General features: G+C 68.7%; 17 protein-coding genes. 15 read left to right on the top strand and 2 right to left on the bottom strand.

Features of this window, described 5'->3' with window-relative positions:
• The first annotated feature begins 8 nt into the window (after positions 1-8).
• Genes HW578_RS03570 through HW578_RS03560 form a run of 3 tightly spaced genes read left to right on the top strand, consistent with a single transcriptional unit; the run spans position 9 to position 4,052 of the window.
• A complete protein-coding gene (locus HW578_RS03570; protein WP_198369159.1) occupies positions 9-1,769 on the top strand; it encodes a hydantoinase B/oxoprolinase family protein in 1,761 nt (586 codons plus the stop codon).
• On the top strand, positions 1,756-3,801 hold the full coding sequence (locus HW578_RS03565; protein WP_198369158.1) for a hydantoinase/oxoprolinase family protein: 2,046 nt from the start codon (positions 1,756-1,758) through the stop codon (positions 3,799-3,801). Before HW578_RS03570 ends, HW578_RS03565 begins: the two co-directional genes overlap by 14 nt.
• A gap of 26 nt (positions 3,802-3,827) precedes the next feature.
• A complete protein-coding gene (locus HW578_RS03560; RefSeq protein ID WP_198369157.1) occupies positions 3,828-4,052 on the top strand; it encodes a hypothetical protein in 225 nt (74 codons plus the stop codon).
• 661 nt (positions 4,053-4,713) lie between these two features.
• Here HW578_RS03560 and HW578_RS03555 read toward each other — a convergent pair.
• A complete protein-coding gene (locus tag HW578_RS03555) occupies positions 4,714-5,190 on the bottom strand; it encodes an ureidoglycolate lyase (RefSeq protein ID WP_198369156.1) in 477 nt (158 codons plus the stop codon).
• Entirely contained in the window at positions 5,187-6,128 is a 942-nt protein-coding gene (locus HW578_RS03550; RefSeq protein WP_198369155.1) for an allantoinase PuuE, read from the bottom strand. The genes HW578_RS03555 and HW578_RS03550 overlap by 4 nt, the downstream gene beginning before the upstream one ends.
• A 266-nt stretch (positions 6,129-6,394) precedes the next feature.
• Here HW578_RS03550 and HW578_RS03545 point away from each other — a divergent pair, with 266 nt between their 5' ends.
• The 12 genes from HW578_RS03545 (at position 6,395) to HW578_RS03490 (ending at position 18,171) form a co-directional block, all read left to right on the top strand.
• Entirely contained in the window at positions 6,395-7,693 is a 1,299-nt protein-coding gene (locus tag HW578_RS03545) for an NtaA/DmoA family FMN-dependent monooxygenase (RefSeq protein WP_369407809.1), read from the top strand.
• Between the two features lie 39 nt (positions 7,694-7,732).
• Positions 7,733-8,740 carry an ABC transporter permease gene (locus tag HW578_RS03540; protein ID WP_198369153.1) on the top strand — a complete coding sequence of 336 codons (1,008 nt, stop codon included), beginning with the start codon at positions 7,733-7,735 and terminating at the stop codon, positions 8,738-8,740.
• Positions 8,737-9,558 (top strand): ABC transporter permease, encoded by an 822-nt coding sequence (locus tag HW578_RS03535; protein ID WP_198369152.1) that lies wholly within the window; start codon positions 8,737-8,739, stop codon positions 9,556-9,558. The genes HW578_RS03540 and HW578_RS03535 overlap by 4 nt, the downstream gene beginning before the upstream one ends.
• On the top strand, positions 9,555-10,373 hold the full coding sequence (locus HW578_RS03530) for an ABC transporter ATP-binding protein (protein WP_198369151.1): 819 nt from the start codon (positions 9,555-9,557) through the stop codon (positions 10,371-10,373). The genes HW578_RS03535 and HW578_RS03530 overlap by 4 nt, the downstream gene beginning before the upstream one ends.
• Entirely contained in the window at positions 10,370-11,335 is a 966-nt protein-coding gene (locus HW578_RS03525) for an ABC transporter ATP-binding protein (RefSeq protein WP_198369150.1), read from the top strand. Before HW578_RS03530 ends, HW578_RS03525 begins: the two co-directional genes overlap by 4 nt.
• A 28-nt stretch (positions 11,336-11,363) precedes the next feature.
• Positions 11,364-13,004, top strand: coding sequence for an ABC transporter substrate-binding protein (locus HW578_RS03520; protein WP_198369149.1), 1,641 nt, complete (start codon positions 11,364-11,366; stop codon positions 13,002-13,004).
• A gap of 35 nt (positions 13,005-13,039) precedes the next feature.
• Entirely contained in the window at positions 13,040-13,993 is a 954-nt protein-coding gene (locus tag HW578_RS03515) for an allantoinase PuuE (protein ID WP_198369148.1), read from the top strand.
• Positions 13,990-15,153: an ABC transporter ATP-binding protein gene (locus tag HW578_RS03510; protein WP_198369147.1), complete on the top strand. Its 1,164-nt coding sequence runs from the start codon at positions 13,990-13,992 to the stop codon at positions 15,151-15,153. The genes HW578_RS03515 and HW578_RS03510 overlap by 4 nt, the downstream gene beginning before the upstream one ends.
• Complete coding sequence (locus tag HW578_RS03505; protein ID WP_198369146.1) at positions 15,150-16,190, top strand: extracellular solute-binding protein; 1,041 nt, start codon at positions 15,150-15,152, stop codon at positions 16,188-16,190. Before HW578_RS03510 ends, HW578_RS03505 begins: the two co-directional genes overlap by 4 nt.
• A 40-nt stretch (positions 16,191-16,230) precedes the next feature.
• The gene (locus tag HW578_RS03500; protein ID WP_198369145.1) at positions 16,231-17,049 is read left to right on the top strand and encodes an ABC transporter permease; all 819 of its coding nucleotides are present in this window, start codon (positions 16,231-16,233) and stop codon (positions 17,047-17,049) included.
• Positions 17,042-17,872 carry an ABC transporter permease gene (locus HW578_RS03495; RefSeq protein ID WP_198369144.1) on the top strand — a complete coding sequence of 277 codons (831 nt, stop codon included), beginning with the start codon at positions 17,042-17,044 and terminating at the stop codon, positions 17,870-17,872. The genes HW578_RS03500 and HW578_RS03495 overlap by 8 nt, the downstream gene beginning before the upstream one ends.
• Before the next feature lie 86 nt (positions 17,873-17,958).
• Entirely contained in the window at positions 17,959-18,171 is a 213-nt protein-coding gene (locus tag HW578_RS03490) for a DDE-type integrase/transposase/recombinase (protein WP_198369143.1), read from the top strand.
• The last annotated feature ends 499 nt before the right edge of the window (positions 18,172-18,670 follow it).

Genomic DNA, 18,670 nt, shown 5'->3' with positions numbered 1-18,670 from the left:
GCTTCCCGATGACGCGCTGCGATCCCGTCACCCTCGAGATCATCCGCGGCGCCGCGCGCGCCGCGCAGGCGGAGATGGAGGCGCTGCTCGAACGCACCGCCATGTCGGCCTTCATCCGCGAGAAGAAGGATTTCTACACCGCGCTGTTCGACGCTGATGGCGCCATGGCGGTGGGCAGCGACCTGCCGATCTTCGGCGACATCGTGGGCCCGGTTGCGGAGCACTTCCCCATCGCGACGATGCACGAGGGTGACCTGTACTGGTACAATGACTGCTACGGCAGCCGCGGCGCCGTCTCCCATTCCAACGACCAGGTCTTCCTTGCGCCGGCTTTCCACGAGGGTCGCCGCATCGGCTTCGTGATGGGCTGGGCGCATTTCTCCGACATCGGCGGGTTGCGGCCGGGCTCGATCAGCCCCGATGCCACTGACCATTTCCAGGAGGGCATCATCATCCCGCCGGTGCGCCTGATGCGCGACGGCGAGACGAATACCGACCTGCTGCGTACCTTCTGGCGCAACAGCCGCTTCCCGACCCAGTCGCAGGGCGACACGCGCGCGCTGATGGCGGCGGTCCGCCTGGGCGAACGGCGCCTGGTGGACATGGCCGACCGCTTCGGGCCGGACGTGCTGTCCGATGCCTTCGCACAACTGCTCTCGCGTACCGAGGCGACGGTGCGCGCGCAGCTGAAGTCCATCTTTCCCGTCGGCACCACCCGTTTCGCCGACACGATCGACAGCGACGGGCAGGGCAGCGCCCCGCTCACGCTGCGGCTGGCGCTGACGCGCACGCCAGATGATCGCTTCATCTTCGACGCCACCGAGACCGACGACCAGGCGGCCGGCCCGGTGAACCTGCTGATGCATCCGGACGTGCCGGGCATGGCTCTCGGCCTATACGTGCTGCAGGACCATCCGGGCCAGGTGCTGAACGCCGGCGGCCCGCGCGCGATCGACGAGGTGCGCCTGCGCGAGGGATCGCTGCTGGCGCCGCGCGCGCCCGCGCCGCTCGGCCTGCGTGGGCTGACCATGATGCGCCTGCTGGCGGCGATGCATGGCCTGGTGGCGGTCGCGCGCGGCGGCGAAGCACCGGCTGCACATTCGGCCTATGTCGTGATCGCGCTGCGCGGCACCGCTGACGGCAAGCGCTTCCTGCTGAGCGACGGCATCGGCGTGGGCTACGGCGCGCGCCCCTTTGCCGATGGCACCGACGCCGTCTACTTTGTCGCGCAGGAGAACTACCCGGTCGAGTTCATGGAACTCACCTATCCGGTGCGACTGCGCGCCTATGGCCTGAACCTCGATTCCGGCGGGCCCGGACGGTTCCGCGGCGGCTGCGGCGTGGTGCGGGAATTCGAGGTGCTGGCCGACGAAGCGATGGTCGCCATCCGCATCGACAGCGTGAAGAATCCCCCCTGGGGCGTCGCCGGCGGGATGAACGGCGGGTCCGGGCGAGCCGTGCTGAATCCCGGCACGCCAAGGGAGAGGATCCTCGCGCCGCTGTCCGACGGCACGATGCTCGGCAAGGGCGATGTGCTGCGCATCGAGACGGGCGGCGGCGGCGGCTGGGGCCATCCCTTCGACCGCCCGGTCGCGGATGTGCTGGCCGATGTTCGTGGCGGCTTCGTCAGCAACGACAGTGCCGCGCGCGACTACGGCGTGGTCATCCGCGACGGCACACCGGACACCACCGCCACCGAGGCCCGCCGCGCGCAACGCCCGCCCGCGGGACTGTTCCATCGCCGGGAGTACCGCGATGCCGTCGCCTGACGCAGCGCCCCTGATCGTCGCCGTCGACATCGGCGGCACCTTCACCGACGTGACGCTGCAGGACACCGCGACGGGCGAGGCCTGGACGGCCAAGACGCCCTCCACGCCGCGCGATCCGTCGGAGGCGTTCATCACCGGCGTGCATCTGGCGCTGGCGGCGGCGGGGCGACAGCCGCAGGCGATTGGCCGCGTCCTTCACGGCACCACCGTCGCGACAAACCTGATCCTGGAAGGCAAGACCGCGCCCACCGCGCTGCTGACCACGGCCGGCTTCCGGCACGTGCTGGAGATCGGCCGCGCCGACCTGCCGCGGCGCGACAACCTCTGGGCCTGGGTGAAGCCGCGCCGGCCCGTGCCGCCGGCCCTGGTCTTCGAAGCCGCGGGCCGCATCGCCTCGGATGGCAGCGAGCTCGCGCCGCTGGACGAGGCTGCCGTGCGGGACGCTGCACGGGCCGCACGCGCGGCCGGCGTCTCGGCGATCGCTGTCTGCCTGCTGCATGCCTTTGCCAACCCGTCGCATGAACGCCGCGCGCTTGCGATCCTGGCCGAGGAAGCACCGGGCCTGGCGCTGACCGCCTCGGTCGATGTGTTTCCGGTCGTGCGCGAATACGAACGCAGCATGGCGACCGTCCTCAACGCCGCCGTCATGCCGGCGATATCCACCTACATCGCGCGGCTCGAGGCACGGCTGACGGAGGCCGGGATCGCCGCGCCACTGCTGCTGATGAAGTCGAATGGCGGCGTCGCGGGTGCCCGGGCGATCCGCCGCGCGCCCGCCCAGACGGCGCTCTCCGGCCCCGCAGCCGGCGTGGTCGGCGCGCGCGCGGTCGCCGCGTCGGCGGGGGTGGCGGACATCATCACCGTCGATATCGGCGGCACCAGCGCCGACATCTGCCTGATCGCCAAGGGCGAGATCGGGCTCACGCAGACGGGCCGTGTCGGTCCCTGGCCATTGTCGCTGCCGATGGTGGACATGGTAACGATCGGTGCCGGCGGCGGTTCCCTCGCGCGGGTTGGCTCCGACGGCGTGCTGACGGTCGGCCCACAGAGTGCGGGCGCCGATCCAGGACCTGCGAGCTACGGCCGCGGCGGGCTGGAGCCGACGGTGACCGATGCGCATGTGGTGCTGGGCCACCTGCCGCCGGCGCTGCTGGGCGGGCGCATGGCGCTCGACCGGGCGCTGGCCGAGGCGGCTGTGCAACGCGTGGCCGAGCCGTTGGGCCTCGAGATTGCAGAAGCGGCGCGCGGCATCCTCGCTATCGCGGACAACACCATGGTCGGCGCGATCCGCGTGGTCTCGGTCGAGCGCGGACACGATCCGCGGGAGTTTGTCCTGGTGCCCTTCGGCGGAGCGGGTCCGCTGCACGGCTGCGCCATCGCCGAACTGCTCGGCATCACGCGCGTGCTGGTGCCGCCCGCGCCTGGCGTGCTCTGCGCGCAGGGCCTTCTGGCGGCGGACCTCAAGGCCGAGTTCGCGCGCAGCGTCGCCGAGCCGCTGGACCGCGCGGATCTCCTGCGACTGGAGGATGTCTTCGCGAGCCTCGAGAAGGAAGCAGCGACCTGGTTCGCGCAGGAGGGCGTGACGGCGACGGACCAACGCATGCGGCGCGTGGCGCTCATGCGCTACGAGGAACAGGGGCACGAACTGCCCATCGCCTGGCAGCCAGGCGATGAGCCCGCGAGGCTGGGTGCCGCCTTCGCGGCTGCGCACCGTGCTCTCTATGGCTTCGACCTGCCCGAGGTCGCGGTCGAGGTGGTCACGCTGCGTGTCGAAGCGGCTGGGCTGTTGCCGGCCCCGGCACGCCGCGAGCCGTTCGGTGGGGACGCCGCGCAGGCCGCCATCGGGCGCCAGCGTATCCTGCTGCGCAGCGGTGCTGTCGAGGCGACGGTGATTGACCGCGGCCGTCTCGGTATCGGCGCGACGTTTGCCGGGCCCGCCATCGTGACTCAGCTCGATGCCACCACGCTGGTTGGCCCTGGCTGGACTGCAACCGTGGACCCCTCCGGCGCGCTGATGCTGGCGCGGGGCTGACGGCGTCGGTCCGTGGCCGCGACGGAGTGGCGCATCCACTCTCCGGGGCGGCTTCCGGGCACGGAACCATCAGCCACGTCACCGGCGGCGAACGCATCCGCCTCGCGGGCGGCATCACTCTTGCCCCCCGCCCGGCCTTCGATACTGATGCCGGCGGGGTGGACGACCTGCTGCTCACGCTCAGCGACGGCGCGTCGATCACGCTGATCGGCGTGACGCGGCTGAGCCCCCAGGTGATCGATTCATCCTGAGCGCGCCGGGACGGCGGACGGGCAATCCGGGATCCGAGCGGGCGCTGCGCGGGCCGCGGTGCAGCGTTTCGCCCTCGTCGATCCAGCAAAGGCTGCCGCCGCCGCACCGAGCGAGACGATGTCGCGCACAAGCGTGCGGGTCGGAAGCCCATCCATCTCGGTAACCGGCGCGGGCGCGACCCCGCCACCCTGCATCAGGGAAACGTTGGTCGATATGCCGCGAACGGCGCTGGATAATGCGGAGGCTGCTTGCATGGCCCGGGATAAGGGCATTGCAGGGCGGCTCGATGAAGACCATGGCCGCACAAGTCCCGGTCATGAGCTCCGCGTAGTCGATCGGGCCAGGCACTGCCGCAGTGCAGGCATTCGCCGCCGAAAGCCGATGTATTGCCCGGCTGCGTGATGGCGGGCCCGGCGCGGATCGAGGACGCGGTATCGGCGGGATTGGGCGTGGTCCTGGGCGGTTCGGTCAGGCCGCGAAGCCAATCATCTCGCGCAGGAAGGAGGCATCCCTCCCTTTCGCCAAACGGTCGCGAAGGGCGGTCTCGTGCTCGGTCAACGTGGGGTTCCAGGGCAGGGGTTGCAGCTTGCAACTCAACCCTGCCCAGGTTCACCGCGATGGCCGCCTCCTACACCACGGCCAGGGACACGAACCCGGATATCAACCGATCACTTCCACCGCCTCCGGCAGCGTCGACCATTCCTCGTCGTCCGGCTTGTTGCCGGTGGTCCACATCAGCACGGCGAAGCGCCCCGGCCGGTCGAGCGTGCGCAGTGGGTGATGCCAGGTGCCGAGGTGGTAGTTCACCGCCTGGTTGCCGCGCACCACGAAGGCGCGCAGCGCGGCCGCATCCGGCTTGCCGCCGGCATCGGGGGCGACCAGTACGACCCAGCGCTCCACGTCCATCGGCACGAAGCACTGGGAGGATCGGTTGTGGCGCTCCATCTCGGTCGCCGTCAGCGGCAGCGACCACGGCTTCGCGGTGCTGAACGACAGGCGCGGCTGCGAGGCGCCGTCGATCGCCTGCAGCGTATCGGTGAGGGAGACGCGCGCGCCCTCCGCCTGGGGGCCGATCACGTCGCCGAAGGGCGCGAAGGCCTCGGCCGTGAGGGGTTCGAGAACCAGGCTGCGAGTCATGGGCCCACCTTCGCGATCTGTTCCATGCCGGGCTGATAGGGGAAGGTGCGCCGCCAGTGCTCGGCGATCTCGATGCGGCGTGTGATCCAGACCTTCTCGTGGCTCTGGATGTAGTCGAGGAAGCGGGCGAGCCCGATGGCACGAGCCGGGTGTCCCATGGTGCGCATGTGCAGCCCGCAGGACATCATCTTCGGCTGCGTCTCGCCTTCCTCGTACAGCATGTCGAACTGGTCCTTGAGGAAGGAGAAGTAGTCGTCCGCGGTCGAGAAGATGCCGCGGCCGAACTTGCTGTCGTTGGTCACCAGCGAATAGGGCACCACCAGGTGCGGCTCGCCGTCCTGCAGCACCCAGTAGGGCAGTTCGTCGTTGTAGCAGTCGCTGTCGTACAGGAAGCCGCCCTCCTCCACGACCAGCGTGCGGGTGTGCAGGCTTGGCCCGTAGCGGCAATACCAGCCGAGCGGGCGCGAGCCCATGGTCTTCTGCAGGCTGTCGATGGCGAGGCGGATGTGCTCGCGCTCCTGCTCCTTCGACAGCTTGTAGTGCTCGATCCAGCGCCAGCCGTGGCAGCAGATGTCGTGGCCCGCCGCGCGGATGGCGGCGACCGCTGGCGGGTGGCGTTCGAGGGCGAGCGCGCAGGCGAAGATGGTCATGGGCAGGTTGCGCTTCGCGAAGACGCGCATGATGCGCCAGAAGCCCACGCGCGATCCGAACTCGAACATCGCCTCGCCCGCCAGGTCGCGTTGGCCGGCGGGCACGGGCGATTGCGGGACCTCGGCGGTGCTTGTCTCCGAGCGGCCATCGCCGTCGGGGAAGGAGTATTCCGAGCCTTCCTCGTAGTTCATCACGAAGTTGACCGCGACGCGCGCGCCGCCGGGCCATTGCGGGTTGGGCGGGTGCTCGCCGTAGCCGATGAGGTCGCGGGGATAGGGCTCGGTCATGTGCGCGGTCCTCACAGGGGGGGCGGGTGGAGCCTAGCGGGTCGGCGCCGGAGGTCGAGTCGTCTCGTGCCGATTTTTTCGTCACAATGCGCGCTTCTGCATTGAATTTTCGCTGATCGAGTCTCTTTGCCCGCTTTTTGCTGTCGGAGCGGGCATTTTGCGGGGTGACTCCCCTGCGGGCGGATGCCTAGCCTCTGGCATACTCCTGCGGAGGTCCTGATGGACTCGACTGCGATGCCCTCGGCAGTGGCGACAGGCGCGAAACGGTGGTGAAGCCCTTTCATCTCGGCTGGTTCGTCGGCAATGGCTTCGGCGTCCATGGCTGGAACACGCCCTTCAGTGGCAGCGCAGCACGCGACTGGGCGAAGCCGGGCCTGCAGATCGACCTGGCCCGCGCGATCGAGCGTGCCTGCTTCGACTTCCTGATGCTGGAAGACAGCCTCTTTGTGCCGGACAATTACGGCGGCTCGTCGAAGTTCTACCTCGAGCGCGCCTTGCGCGCGCCGAAGAACGACCCGCTGCCGCTGGTGGGCGTGCTGGCGTATGTGACCAAGCACCTCGGCATCGTGCCGACCATCTCGACCAGCTTCTACCCGCCCTATTTGCTCGCACGGCATGTCGCGACCCTGGACCTGATGTCGGAGGGGCGGATCGGCTGCAACTTTGTCACCTCGACCGCGTCGCGCGCGGCGCAGAATTTCGGCTTCGAAGAGCACATCGAGCACGACCTGCGCTACGAGATGGCGACCGAATTCGTCGATGTCGTGAAGAAGCTGTGGGACTCCTGGGAACCTGACGCGCTGGTGATGGACGAGGCGCGCGGCGTCTTCGTCGATCCCGACAAGGTTCACACCATCGACTACAAGGGCCGCTTCTACACCTCGCGCGGCCCGCTCAACACGGCGCGCTCGCCGCAGGGCCAGCCGGTACTGATGCAGGCGGGCGGATCCCCGCAGGGCCGCGCCTTCGCCGCCAAGAACATCGACGTGGTGCTGGCCGCGACCAACTCCGTCGCGGACATGAAGTCGTTCCGCGCCGACATGCGCCGACGCGTTGCCGCCGAGGGCCGTGACCCGGACAGCTGCAAGGTCGTCTTCATGGTCATCCCGACCATCGGGGAGACGGATGCCGAGGCCGAAGATCGCTTCCTGCGCAAGCAGGCCTTCAAGGAGGCGCATCCCGAGCTTGTACTCGCAGGCATGTCGTCGCTCACCGACATCGACTTTTCGTCTTTCGACTTGGATACGCCACTCGCGGAACTCACCACCAACGGGCAGCAGGGTACGCTGCGGCAGTTCCTCGCGCAGGGGAGCACGCTGCGCGAGATCGTGCGCAACTACAGCCACGGCCTCGACCGGCTGTGGGGATCGCCCGACACCGTCGCGTCGAAGATGATGGAGATCATGGAGGAGGTCGGTGGCGACGGCTACATCATCGCCGGCCCGCTGACGCGCCGCTACGTCACCGAGGTGACGGACGGCCTGGCACCCGTGCTGCAGAAGCGTGGTGCGGTGCGCAGCGCCTACACGCACGCGCATTTCCGCGACAACATGATGGAGTTCTGACGCCGTGGCGCCGCAGCCTCACGGGAAGGGCTGACCGCTATGCTCCGGCTGCTGCTCCATCGCGCGCTGTGGGCCCTGCCGGTGGCGCTCGGCGTCGTTACCATCACCTTCTTCACCGCGCGGCTGTTCGGCGGCGACCCGACCGAGCTCTACGCCCCGCCCGAGGCGACCGACGAGCTGCGCGCGCAGATCCGCGAGAAGCTCGGCCTCGGTGACCCGCTGCTGGTGCAGTACCTGCGCTACCTCGGCGAGATCGCGCGCTTCGACTTCGGCATCTCCTTCACCACCAACCAGCCGGTCGGGCAGGACCTGACGGAGCGGCTGCCGGCGACGCTCGAGCTCGGGCTGATCGGACTCGGCCTGGGTATCCTGATCGGCGTGCCGCTCGGCGTGATCGCCGCGGTGAGCCGCGAGCGGGTCCCGGATTTCCTGGTGCGCGGCATCACGCTGGCCGGCATGGCGCTGCCGCAGTTCTGGATCGGCCTGGTGCTGATCTGGGTGTTCTTCGTCATCCTTGGCTGGCTGCCGGGGCCGGTCGGGCGTCTGCCGATCGGCGTGCCGCTGCCCGAGCCCATCACAGGCTTCCTGCTGGTCGACCTGGCGCTGCTGCGCGACTGGGAGAAGTGGCGCCTGGCGCTGCTGCAACTGGTGCTTCCGGCGGGCACGCTGGCCTTCGCGATGCTGGCGCCGATCGCGCGCGTGACGCGCTCCTCCATGGTCGAGGCTTTGCAGAGCGACTACATCCGCACCGCCGTCGCGATGGGCTTTGGGCGGCGCGCCATCTGGTTCCGCTACGCGCTGCGCAATGCGCTGCTGCCGGTGGTCACGCTGGTCGGCGTGCTGGCGGGCTACGTGTTTGGCGGGGCGGTGCTGCTGGAATCGATCTTCGGCTGGCCGGGCCTTGGGCAATACGCGCTGCAGGCGATCGAGAGCTCGGACTTCGCCGCGCTGCAGGGCTTCGTGATCTACGCGGCGCTGCTCTATGTCGGCACCTTCCTGCTGGTCGACATGCTCTACATCCTGATCGACCCGCGGATGCGCACATGAAGCGCGCGCCCTTCAGCTGGTCGATGCGGATCGGGCTGGGCATCCTCGCGGTCTATGCCGCGGTGGCGCTGCTCGCGCTGGTCTGGACGCCGCATGATCCGCTCTCGCCCGGCGTGGGCGACAGCTACCTGGCGCCGAGCGCGGAATTCCCGCTCGGCACCGACCGGCTGGGCAGCGACGTGCTGTCGCGGCTGATGGCGGGCACGCAGTACAACCTCGGCATCGCGCTGGTGGCGGTGAGCATTGCCTTGGCGGTGGGCAGCCTGCTCGGCGTGATTGCGGGCTATTATGGCGGGCCGCTCGACATTGCGATCTCGCGCGGGGTCGAGGTGTTCCAGGCCTTCCCGGGCGTGCTGTTCGCGATGCTGGTGGCGAAGGCGGTCGGACCCGGCGTGATCAACATCATCCTGGTGCTTTCCTTCGTCGGCATCCCGGACTACGTGCGGCTCGCGCGCGCCGAGGTTCAGTCGCGCCGCAACTGGCCCTATGCCGAGGCCGCGCGCATGGTCGGCAACCGGTCCTGGCAGGTCGCCTTCCGCCATCTGCTGCCGAACAGCACCGGGCCGCTACTGGCCTTCACCTCGATCAATGCCGCCTTCGTCTCGCTGGTCACGGCGAGCCTCGGCTTCCTGGGGCTCGGGCTCAGTCCCAATACGCCGGAATGGGGCAACATGATCGCCCGCGGGCAGGACGGCGTGATGACCGGGGAATGGTGGGTCTCCTTCTTCCCGGGCCTCGCGATCCTCGGCATGACAGGCGCTTTCTACCTGCTGGGCGATGCGCTGTCGGACCTGACCGACCCGAGGCGTCGGCGATGACCGTGCCCCTGCTCGAGGTCGAAGGGCTCAGCGGCGCCTTCCGGTCTCCGGGCGGGGAGATGACGCCGGTGCTGTTCGATGTCGGCTTCGCGCTGCAACCTGGCGTGATCACCGCCATCGTGGGCGAGACCGGCAGCGGGAAATCCCTGACGGCCCTGTCCATCCTGGGCATCCAGCCGCCGAACTTCCAACGCAGCAGCGGTCGGATCCTGTTCGAAGGGCGCGACCTGCTGGCGCTGCCGGCGGAGGAGATACGCGCCATCCGCGGCCGACGCATCAGCATGGTGTTCCAGGACGCGCGCGCGGCGCTGAACCCGGTCTTCACGGTTGGGCGGCAGCTCGCCGATGTGCATCGCCTCCACCATGGCGGCAGCGCGGCGGCCGCGATGTGCCGCGCGATCGAGGCGCTGCGCAGCGTCGCCATCCCCGAGCCCGAGCGCCGTGCGCGGCAGTACCCGCATGAATTCTCCGGCGGCATGGCGCAGCGCGCGATGATCGCCATGGCCGCGCTGGTCTGCGCGCCGCGCCTGGTGATCCTGGACGAGCCAACCACGGGCCTGGACGTGACGATCCAGGCCGCGATCATGGAGCTGATCGCCGAGCTGGTGGCCGAGCGCGGCCTGACCGCCTGCCTGATCACGCATGACCTCGGCGTGGTGGCGGAGACCTGCGCGAATGTCGTGGTGATGCAGTCCGGCCGGGTGGTCGAGGCCGCCAGCACCGAGGCGATCTTCACCCGGCCACGCCATGCCTACACGCAGCGCCTGCTCGCGGCGTCGCTGCTCGAGGATTCGGCGGAGCCCGTGCCCGCATGACTTCCGCCGCGCCCTACATAGTGCTGCGAGCCGAGAAGCTGACCAAGGCCTATCCGGTCGGTCGCGGGCGCCGCCTGCTGGCGCTGGACGGCGTGGACCTGGAGGTAGCGGCGGGCGAGACGCTCGCTCTGGTCGGCGAGAGCGGATCGGGCAAGTCCACGCTCGCGCGCTGCGCGCTGCGGCTGGTGGAACCCTCGGGCGGCGAGGTCTGGATCAACGGTCGCCCCGTGCGCCCGCTCGGCGCGATGGCGCTGGCCGCGCTGTACCGCGAGGTGCAGATGGTCTTCCAGGACCCCAACGCCTCGCTCAATCCGCGCATGACGGTGCGGCAGGTGGTTCACGAGCCGCTGCGGCTGCACCTCAGCATGCCTGCCGAGAAGCGTGAGCGGCGCGCGCAGACGCTGATGGACATGGTCGGACTGACAGCGGCGCACCTGGATCGCTACCCGCACGAGCTTAGCGGCGGGCAGCGACAGCGCGTCGGCATCGCGCGCGCGCTGGCGGCAGAGCCCAATCTGTTGATCCTGGACGAACCCACGGCGTCGCTCGATGTCTCGGTGCGCGGGCAGATCCTGGAGCTGCTGCGGCGACTGCAGGTGGAACTGGGCCTCGCCTACCTGTTCATCAGTCACGACCTGCAGGTGGTGCGCCACATGGCGGACCGTGTCGCGGTGATGTACCTCGGCGGCATCGTCGAGTCCGGGCCGACGCGCGAGATCTTCGAGCGCCCGCTGCATCCCTATACGCGCGCACTGCTCTCCGCCGCGCCGGTCGCGCGCTTCGGCGCGAAGCGGCAGCGGCTGCGCCTTGCCGGCGAGATACCGAGTCCGATCGATCCGCCCGATGCCTGCCGCCTGGTGGGCCGCTGCCCGCTGCAACAGGAGAGCTGCGCGTCCCGCCGCCCGCCGCTGCTGAATGTCGGCGCGGGGCGCACCCTGGCCTGCCCGGTGGCGCTCGCGTGACGCCCGATCCACACCTCAGGAGCCGACCATGACCCTGCAACGCCGCGCCCTCGCTCGACTCGCCCTGGCCACCGGCGCGCTGGCAGCAACGCAGCGCGACGCGCTGGGCCAGGGTGGACCGCGCCCCTTCGTGCATGCGATCCCGACGGATATCTCGAGCCTCGATCCTGCGGATTCCCGCAGCCAGCAGGACCAGGAGATCGGGGTCAACATCTACGAACGCCTGGTGCAGATGCGCTTTGACGAGGCGCCCGACGGCACGTTGCGCGCCCATCCCACCGAGGTGGTGCCGCAGCTCGCCGAATCCTGGAGCGTCGAGGGGCCGGTCATCACCTTCAAGCTGCGGCCCGGGATCAAGTTCCATGGCACGGGCAATCCAATGACCTCGGAGGATGTGCGCTACAGCTTCGAGCGCCTGGTGAACATCGTCGGCAATGGGCGCAATCAGGCGGGCATCGCCGGCATCTTCAAGGCCGAGCAGATCGAGGCGGTGGATCCGCTCACGGTGCGCATCACCTTCACCGACAACCGCGGCACGCCAACCGCGATCCCGGTCGCCCTGACCTCGATGAAGTTCTTCCAGTTCGCCATCGTTGATTCTGAAGAGGTGAAGAAGCACGCGACGCCCGAGGACCCCTTCGCCAACCAGTGGCTGATGCGCAATGTGGCGACCACGGGACCCTACTATCTGGCCAGCCGCACCGCGGGCCAGCAGCTCGAACTGCGCGCGGTGCCGAACCACTGGTCGGGCAACCAGCCGGCCTTCGATCACGTCATCCTGCGCGTGCGTGGCTCCGCGGACCTGGTCTCGCTGATCCGTGGTGGCGTGGTGGACTACGCGGCGGAGGGCCTGACCGGGCGGCAATACGATGCGCTCGCCGCGGCTGGCTTCCCGGTGATCAACGGCAATACCCCGACCCTCCTGCGGCTGCACATGGCGATGGACAAGGAGCCCTTCACCGATGTGCGCGTGCGCCAGGCGATGCTCTACGCCATCCCGACCGACCGCATCATCCGCACGGCACTCGCAGGGCGCGGCCAGCGACAGGTCTGCTACTTCAACGCCGACGACATCACCTGCAACAACTCGCTGGCCCGCTACAGCTTCGACCTGAACCGAGCCCGCGCGCTGCTGGCGGAAGCAGGCAAGACGAGCTTGTCCTTCGACTTCTGGTACAGCTCCGCGCTGCCCTACAACAACGACATTGCCATCCTGATCGCCGATGCGCTGAAGCAGATCGGCGTGACCGTGAACCTGCGACCGACGCCGGCGCTGCAGCTGCTCGATGCGGTGCGCGCGCGCATCAACGGGCAGAACGAGGAGATGAGCGGGATGCTGATGAACGAGAGCGTCATCTGGCTGAACGATCCTTCGACGCTGACGAACCTGGTCATCGCCTCCAAGTCCGCGACCGCGGGCGTCGCGAACTGGGCGCGCTACAGCGATCCGGAAGCCGATGCGCTGCACGAGCGCTACCGCAATTCCGACGACGTCGCCGCACGCCGCGCCGCCTACCAGGTGCTGCAGGACAAGATGGCGGAATCGGCCGCGACCTCGATCCCGATCGTGATGCTCGGGCGCACCGTCGTGACCAGCCGCCGCGTGACGAACGTGACCTTCTCGCAGGATCCCTTCGCCCGCTACGCCTACATGCGGCCGCGCGCCTGACGCCGCATGCGCTTCGACCCCAGGAAGGAAACACCATGTCATCCGCACTGACCGGCCCCTATGCGCGCGACCTGATCGGCTACGGGCGCAATCCGCCGCACCCGCAATGGCCGAACGGCGCGCGCATCGCGGTCAATTTCGTGATGAACTACGAAGAAGGCTCGGAATACTCGATGATGGACGGCGACGGCCGTTCCGAAGCGACCCTGACCGAGACCGTGCAGTCACCCTTCCCGCCGGGCAACCGCGACCTTGCGGCGGAGGGCATGTTCGAATACGGCGTGCGCGTGGGGTTCTGGCGCGTCATGCGCCTCTTTGCCGAGCGCAACCTGCCCATGACGATCTTCGCCTGCGCGCTGGCGCTCGAACGCCACCCGCCCGCGGCGGCTGCGATCGTCGAGGCTGGGCACGATTTCTGCTGCCACGGCTGGCGCTGGGTCGAGCACTTCAAGCTGACGCGCGACGAGGAGCGCGCGCATATCCGCCTCGCGATCGAGAGCCTGCAGAAGACGCTCGGCTCCCGCCCGCTCGGCTGGTACTGCCGCTATGGGCCGAGCGTGAACACGCGGCCGCTGCTGGTCGAGGAAGGCGGCTTTCTCTACGACAGCGACTGCTATAACGACGAGCTGCCCTACTGGGTGCTGCAGGACGGCAAGCCGCACCTGGTGGTGCCCTATTCGCTGGTGACCAACGACAGCAAGTTCGGCCGCGGCGTGTTCAGCACGGCGGACGACTACTTCGCCTTCCTGCGCGACCAGTTCGACATGCTCTACGCCGAGGGCAGGACGCAGCCCAAGATGATGTCCTGCGGCCTGCACCTGCGCTCGATCGGCCATCCGGCGCGTGCCACGGGGCTGATGAAGTTCCTCGACTACATCGGGAAGTTCGAGGGCGTGTGGGTGGCGCGGCGCACCGAGATCGCGCAGCACTGGCACGCCACCTTCCCCTACCAGCCCGGCATGGAACAGATCGCCAAGGTCGGGCCGTGAACGTGCTGCATGCGCCGCGCCCCGCGCTCGAGGGCGCGGCGCTGTCCGGGACAGGGCATGCCGTTACGCTCACGGGCATCACGCATCGCTACGGCGGCTTCGTGGCGGTGCGGGATGTCTCGCTCGAGGTTGCGGGCGGATCGCTGGTGGCCTTCCTTGGCCCCTCCGGCTGCGGCAAGTCCACGCTGCTGCGCGCCATCGCGGGCTTCATCCGCCCGCAGGCGGGCAGCATCGCGATCGGCGGGGAGGTCGTCGACGATGTGCGGCCGAACCGCCGCGGCGTCGGCATCGTCTTCCAGAACTATGCGCTGTTCCCGCACCTGAGCGTTGCCGAGAACGTGGCCTATGGCCCGCAGGCACAAGGCGTGCCGCGCGCGCAGGTGCGCGCCCTGGTGGAGGAGAACCTCCGCCTGGTGCAGATGGCGGACTACGCGAAGCGCCTGCCGCGGGAACTTTCCGGCGGCCAGCAGCAGCGCGTGGCGCTGGCGCGCGTGCTGGCGGCGCGCCCGCGCATCCTTCTGCTCGACGAACCCTTCGGCGCGCTCGACAAGAACCTGCGCTTCGACATGCAGATCGAGATCAAGCGCCTGCAGCGCGAGCTCAACCTCACCACCATCCTGGTCACCCACGACCAGGAGGAAGCGATGAGCATGGCCGAGCGCATCGTAGTTCTGAACCAGGGTCGAATCGAGCAGGTCGGCGCGCCGTCGGACGTCTATGATCGGCCCGCGACACTGTTCGCGGGCACGTTCATCGGGTCGACCAACCTGCTGCCCGCGCGCATCGCGGCGATCAGCGGCGCCACAACGCGCGTGAGGCTCGCGGCCGGCGGCGAGGTCGATGCCGTCGCGCCGGCGCCGCTCGGTATCGGCGGGCGCGTGCTGCTCTCGGTGCGGCCGGAACGCATGCGGCTGGTGGACGGGCCCGGCCGCGGGCGCGTCGCGGCACGGCTGGACGTCTCCATGCCGCTGGGCGCGACCGTGGTGCACGAGGTGATCCTGGCCGACGGCCTGCGCGCCAAGGTGAGCGAGCCGCGCACGCATGACGGACCCGCGCATCGTCCGGGCGATCCGGTGCATGTCGAGCTCCGCCTCGAGAGCGGCGCCGCGATCTTCCCCGACGGACTTGTTGAAGACCCCGAGCAGGAGAACCAGGCATGACAGATCGGATCGGCCGCCGCGCCGCGCTCGCCACCGGCGGACTTGCCGCGGCGGCGGTGCTCTCGCCCCGCAAGGCCGCGGCCTCCAGCACCGTGGTCGCTGCGCACTACCCCAATACCTGGGAAACGGCCTACCGCGACGTCGTCGCGCCGGTGCTGCAGCAGCGCCATCAAATTGAACTGGTCATCACGCCGCTGCTCGCCTTCGACCAGGTGGCGCGCGCGCTCGCGCAGCCGCGCGGCCGGCCGCCCTTCGACTGCTTCTGCCTCGACCCCGGCCCGCGGCGCACCGCGATCGAGCGCGGCCTGGTGCAGCAGATCGACCGAGCCAAGCTGCCGAACCTGCAGGGCGTGTCGCCCGGCTATGTCGATGAATGGGGCGTGGGTGTCGCGATGCAGGTGGTGGGCATTGCCTACAACCCGTCGCGCGTCGAGAAGCCAACCGGCTGGCGCGACCTGTTCGAGCCGAAATACCACCGCCGCGTCGCCATCACCGGCTTCGGGAGCACCTTCGGCACCGTCGCGATGATCGAGATCGCAAAGGCCTTCGGTGGCTCCGAGACCAACATGGAGCCGGCCTTCGAGGCGGTGCGCCGGCTGTTGCCCAATGTCGGCGCCGTGGCGCTGAACAGCGCGCAACTTCCCTCCCTGTTCCAGCAGGGGCAGATCGACATCTTCTACACCAACACCAACAACGTCGCGGCGCTGAAGGCGCAGGGCGTGAACATCGAGTTCGTGCAGCCCGACACCGGCTGCCCGGCCTTCGCTACCACCATGCACATCCATGCGCGCAGCACGGTGGCGAACGAGGCACACCAGTACATCAACGTCTCGCTCGATCCGGCCATCCAGGCGGCGCTTCAGGAGCCGCCGCCGATGTTCATCCCGACCCAGACGCGCACGCCCCTGGCGCCGGAAGTGGCCGCGCTGGTGGGCTCGCATGACGCGCTCAGCCGCTTCATCCAGCACGACTGGGGCGTGATCAACCCGCAGCGCTCCGCCTGGATCGAGCGCTTCAACCGCGAGGTGCGCGCCTGAGCCCATGGCCGCACGCGTGACGATGCCGGAAGGGCGCTTCATGCTCGCCTTTCCTATGCTGCTGTTCTTCGGCGCCTTCTTCGTGGCGCCGCTGCTGCTGCTGGTCGCGGTGAGCTTCTTCGACGATCCCGATATCACCGTGCCTGGCCTGTCGCAGTACACCGGCTTCCTGTCCGATGCGTTCAATTGGCGCGTGCTCGGCCAGACGCTGCTGCTGGGCGTGAAGGTCGTGGCCTGCACCACGCTGCTCGCCTATCCGATCGCGCTGCTGTTCCTGGCGGCGGGACCACGGCTGCGGCGCGTGCTGCTGATGCTGATCCTGGTGCCGCTGCTGACCAGCGTGGTGGTGCGGACCTTCGCCTGGATCGTGCTGCTCTCGCGCGAGGGGGTGGTGAATTCGCTGCTGCTCTCGCTCGGCATCGTCGGCGCGCCGGTGCAGCTTCTGCATACCGAGCTCGGGCTGATCATCGCGCTGATGCAGATCGAATTGCCGCTGATGCTGTTGCCGCTGGTCAGCGTCATGGCGCGGCTGGACCCCAACGTCGTCGCGGCCTCTCAGGCGCTGGGCGCGGGGTCGTGGCGCACGCTGGTCCGCGTGATCCTGCCGCTGTCGCTGCCAGGCTATGCGGCGGGCGTGCTGCTGGTCTTCGCGAGCTCCACCGCGGCCTTCGTCTCGCAGTCGGTGATTGGCGGCGGACGGCTGATCTACATGCCGCTGTTTGTCTACCAGCAGGCGACCACGCTGTATAACTGGCCCTTCGCCGCGGCGATCTCGGTCATCCTGGTTCTCGCCATCTCGCTGGTGGCTTTCGGCATCAATCACCTGGGGCGCAGCGCGCGGGGGAACATCCATGGCTGACGGCGCACGGCGCGGCCTCGATCTCGACCTGTGGTCGTACCGGATCTTGCTCGGGCTACTGGGCATGCTGGCGCTGGTCATCATGGTGGGGCCGGTGCTGATCGTGCTGGCCATCTCCTTCACCGCCGACAGCTCGATGCGCTTTCCGCCGAGCGGCTTCTCGCTGCGCTGGTACGAGGCGCTGTTCGACCCGGTGCGGTCCTCGCAGATCCATCGCGCGGCGATCAACACCGTACAGGTAGGGCTATGGGCGACAGCAATCGGCACCTTGCTTGCCCTGCTGGCGGCACTGGCGCTGGCGCGGGCGCGGGGCGTCGCGGCGCGCTCGGCCGATACGCTGTTCGTGACACCGTTGATGCTGCCGCAGATCTCCTTTGCCGTCGCCGCGCTGGTCTTCTTCAGCATGATCGGTTTCGAGGCCGCAAAGCCCGCCATTGTCATCGGCCATGTCGTGGTCTGCGTGCCGCTGGTCTACAAGACGATCAGCGCATCCCTGTCGCAGCTCGATCCCGCGCTGATCGAGAGTTCCGCCAGCCTCGGCGCGAGCCGGCTGCGGACCTTCCGGCGGATCACCCTGCCGATCATCCTGCCGGGCATCGGCGCGGGCGCCTTCCTGCTCTTCATGGCTTCGAAGGACAATGTCGCGGTGTCGCTTTTCCTGTCGGACGCGCGCACCAACATGCTGCCGATCCGCATGTGGCAGATGCTGGAGGGGACGCTCGACGTGCGCGTCGCGGCCGTCTCAGGTGTGCTCATTCTTGCGACGTTGGTCCTCATGCTGGCTATGGAGCGCTTCGTGCGGATTTCTGATCGTCTCCGGTAGGTTGCGCCGAAGCGAGGGACCGCGGCCGCTCGGGATCGTCGCTGCGTGCCGGACCCGGCAACTCCGGTGGCGGCATCAGCGGCGAGATGATCCGCGACATGATGCTCGGCGGCGTGGGACGGCGCTGCGATGCCCTGCGCGCCCGGCATCCTATCCGGTGGCTCGCCGACAACGGCAGCGCCTATACCGCCGGCCAGACCATCGACTTCGCCATCACCTTGGACCTCGTCGCCTGCTTCACGCCTGTCCGCAGTCCCGAGAGCAACGGCGTCCGCGAGGCGTTCGTGAAGACCTTCTAGCGCGACGATGTCCGCGTGAACCCAGCGCCGGATGCCATCTCCGTCGCGCAGCGCTTGGCCGAATGGGTCGAGGACTGCAACACCATCCATCCTCGGAGCGGCTTGCGCATGCACGCCCCCGTGAGTTCACCGCTGCGCAGTCAGCAACCCGAGCCGCCTGTCCGGTCGAATTTGGGGCCGCTCCACCTTGAAACGGGCGAGAATGTGGTCCTTGTCGCCCATCTGAATCCATCGGCGTTGAAATGGCGGTGGCGATACTGAAATACGCGACCGAAAAATAGGGGGTAGATCGACAGTCTGCACAAATGACGCTTTGAAGAGTCGTCACCCTACCGAAAGTCGGAAGACGGCACCAAAAATATAAGGCGAAATTGAGCTGCCCCCGATCAGGGATCCACGAGCTATGAGAGACTTGGCCCGTGTTCTGGCTTGGCCGTCTGGCCCTGCCGGAGCGGAGCGTAGGCGGGGCCAGACGGCCAGGGCAACATCGCTTCCGGTG

The organism is Roseomonas rosulenta (assembly GCF_016106005.1).
Lineage (GTDB): Bacteria > Pseudomonadota > Alphaproteobacteria > Acetobacterales > Acetobacteraceae > Neoroseomonas > Neoroseomonas rosulenta.
The sequence above is the reverse complement of the archived record's forward strand: the minus strand, read 5'-3'. Positions and strand labels throughout refer to the sequence as shown.

Coding starts and splice junctions, on each gene's coding strand:
- HW578_RS03565 (WP_198369158.1), top strand. CDS start 1,756: ATGCCGTCGCCTGACGCAGCGCCCCTGATCGTCGCCGTCGACATCGGC.
- HW578_RS03495 (WP_198369144.1), top strand. CDS start 17,042: ATGGCTGACGGCGCACGGCGCGGCCTCGATCTCGACCTGTGGTCGTAC.
- HW578_RS03550 (WP_198369155.1), bottom strand. CDS start 6,128: ATGACCGAGCCCTATCCCCGCGACCTCATCGGCTACGGCGAGCACCCG.
- HW578_RS03490 (WP_198369143.1), top strand. CDS start 17,959: ATGATCCGCGACATGATGCTCGGCGGCGTGGGACGGCGCTGCGATGCC.
- HW578_RS03570 (WP_198369159.1), top strand. CDS start 9: ATGACGCGCTGCGATCCCGTCACCCTCGAGATCATCCGCGGCGCCGCG.
- HW578_RS03520 (WP_198369149.1), top strand. CDS start 11,364: ATGACCCTGCAACGCCGCGCCCTCGCTCGACTCGCCCTGGCCACCGGC.
- HW578_RS03505 (WP_198369146.1), top strand. CDS start 15,150: ATGACAGATCGGATCGGCCGCCGCGCCGCGCTCGCCACCGGCGGACTT.
- HW578_RS03500 (WP_198369145.1), top strand. CDS start 16,231: ATGCTCGCCTTTCCTATGCTGCTGTTCTTCGGCGCCTTCTTCGTGGCG.
- HW578_RS03515 (WP_198369148.1), top strand. CDS start 13,040: ATGTCATCCGCACTGACCGGCCCCTATGCGCGCGACCTGATCGGCTAC.
- HW578_RS03525 (WP_198369150.1), top strand. CDS start 10,370: ATGACTTCCGCCGCGCCCTACATAGTGCTGCGAGCCGAGAAGCTGACC.
- HW578_RS03555 (WP_198369156.1), bottom strand. CDS start 5,190: ATGACTCGCAGCCTGGTTCTCGAACCCCTCACGGCCGAGGCCTTCGCG.
- HW578_RS03535 (WP_198369152.1), top strand. CDS start 8,737: ATGAAGCGCGCGCCCTTCAGCTGGTCGATGCGGATCGGGCTGGGCATC.
- HW578_RS03540 (WP_198369153.1), top strand. CDS start 7,733: ATGCTCCGGCTGCTGCTCCATCGCGCGCTGTGGGCCCTGCCGGTGGCG.
- HW578_RS03530 (WP_198369151.1), top strand. CDS start 9,555: ATGACCGTGCCCCTGCTCGAGGTCGAAGGGCTCAGCGGCGCCTTCCGG.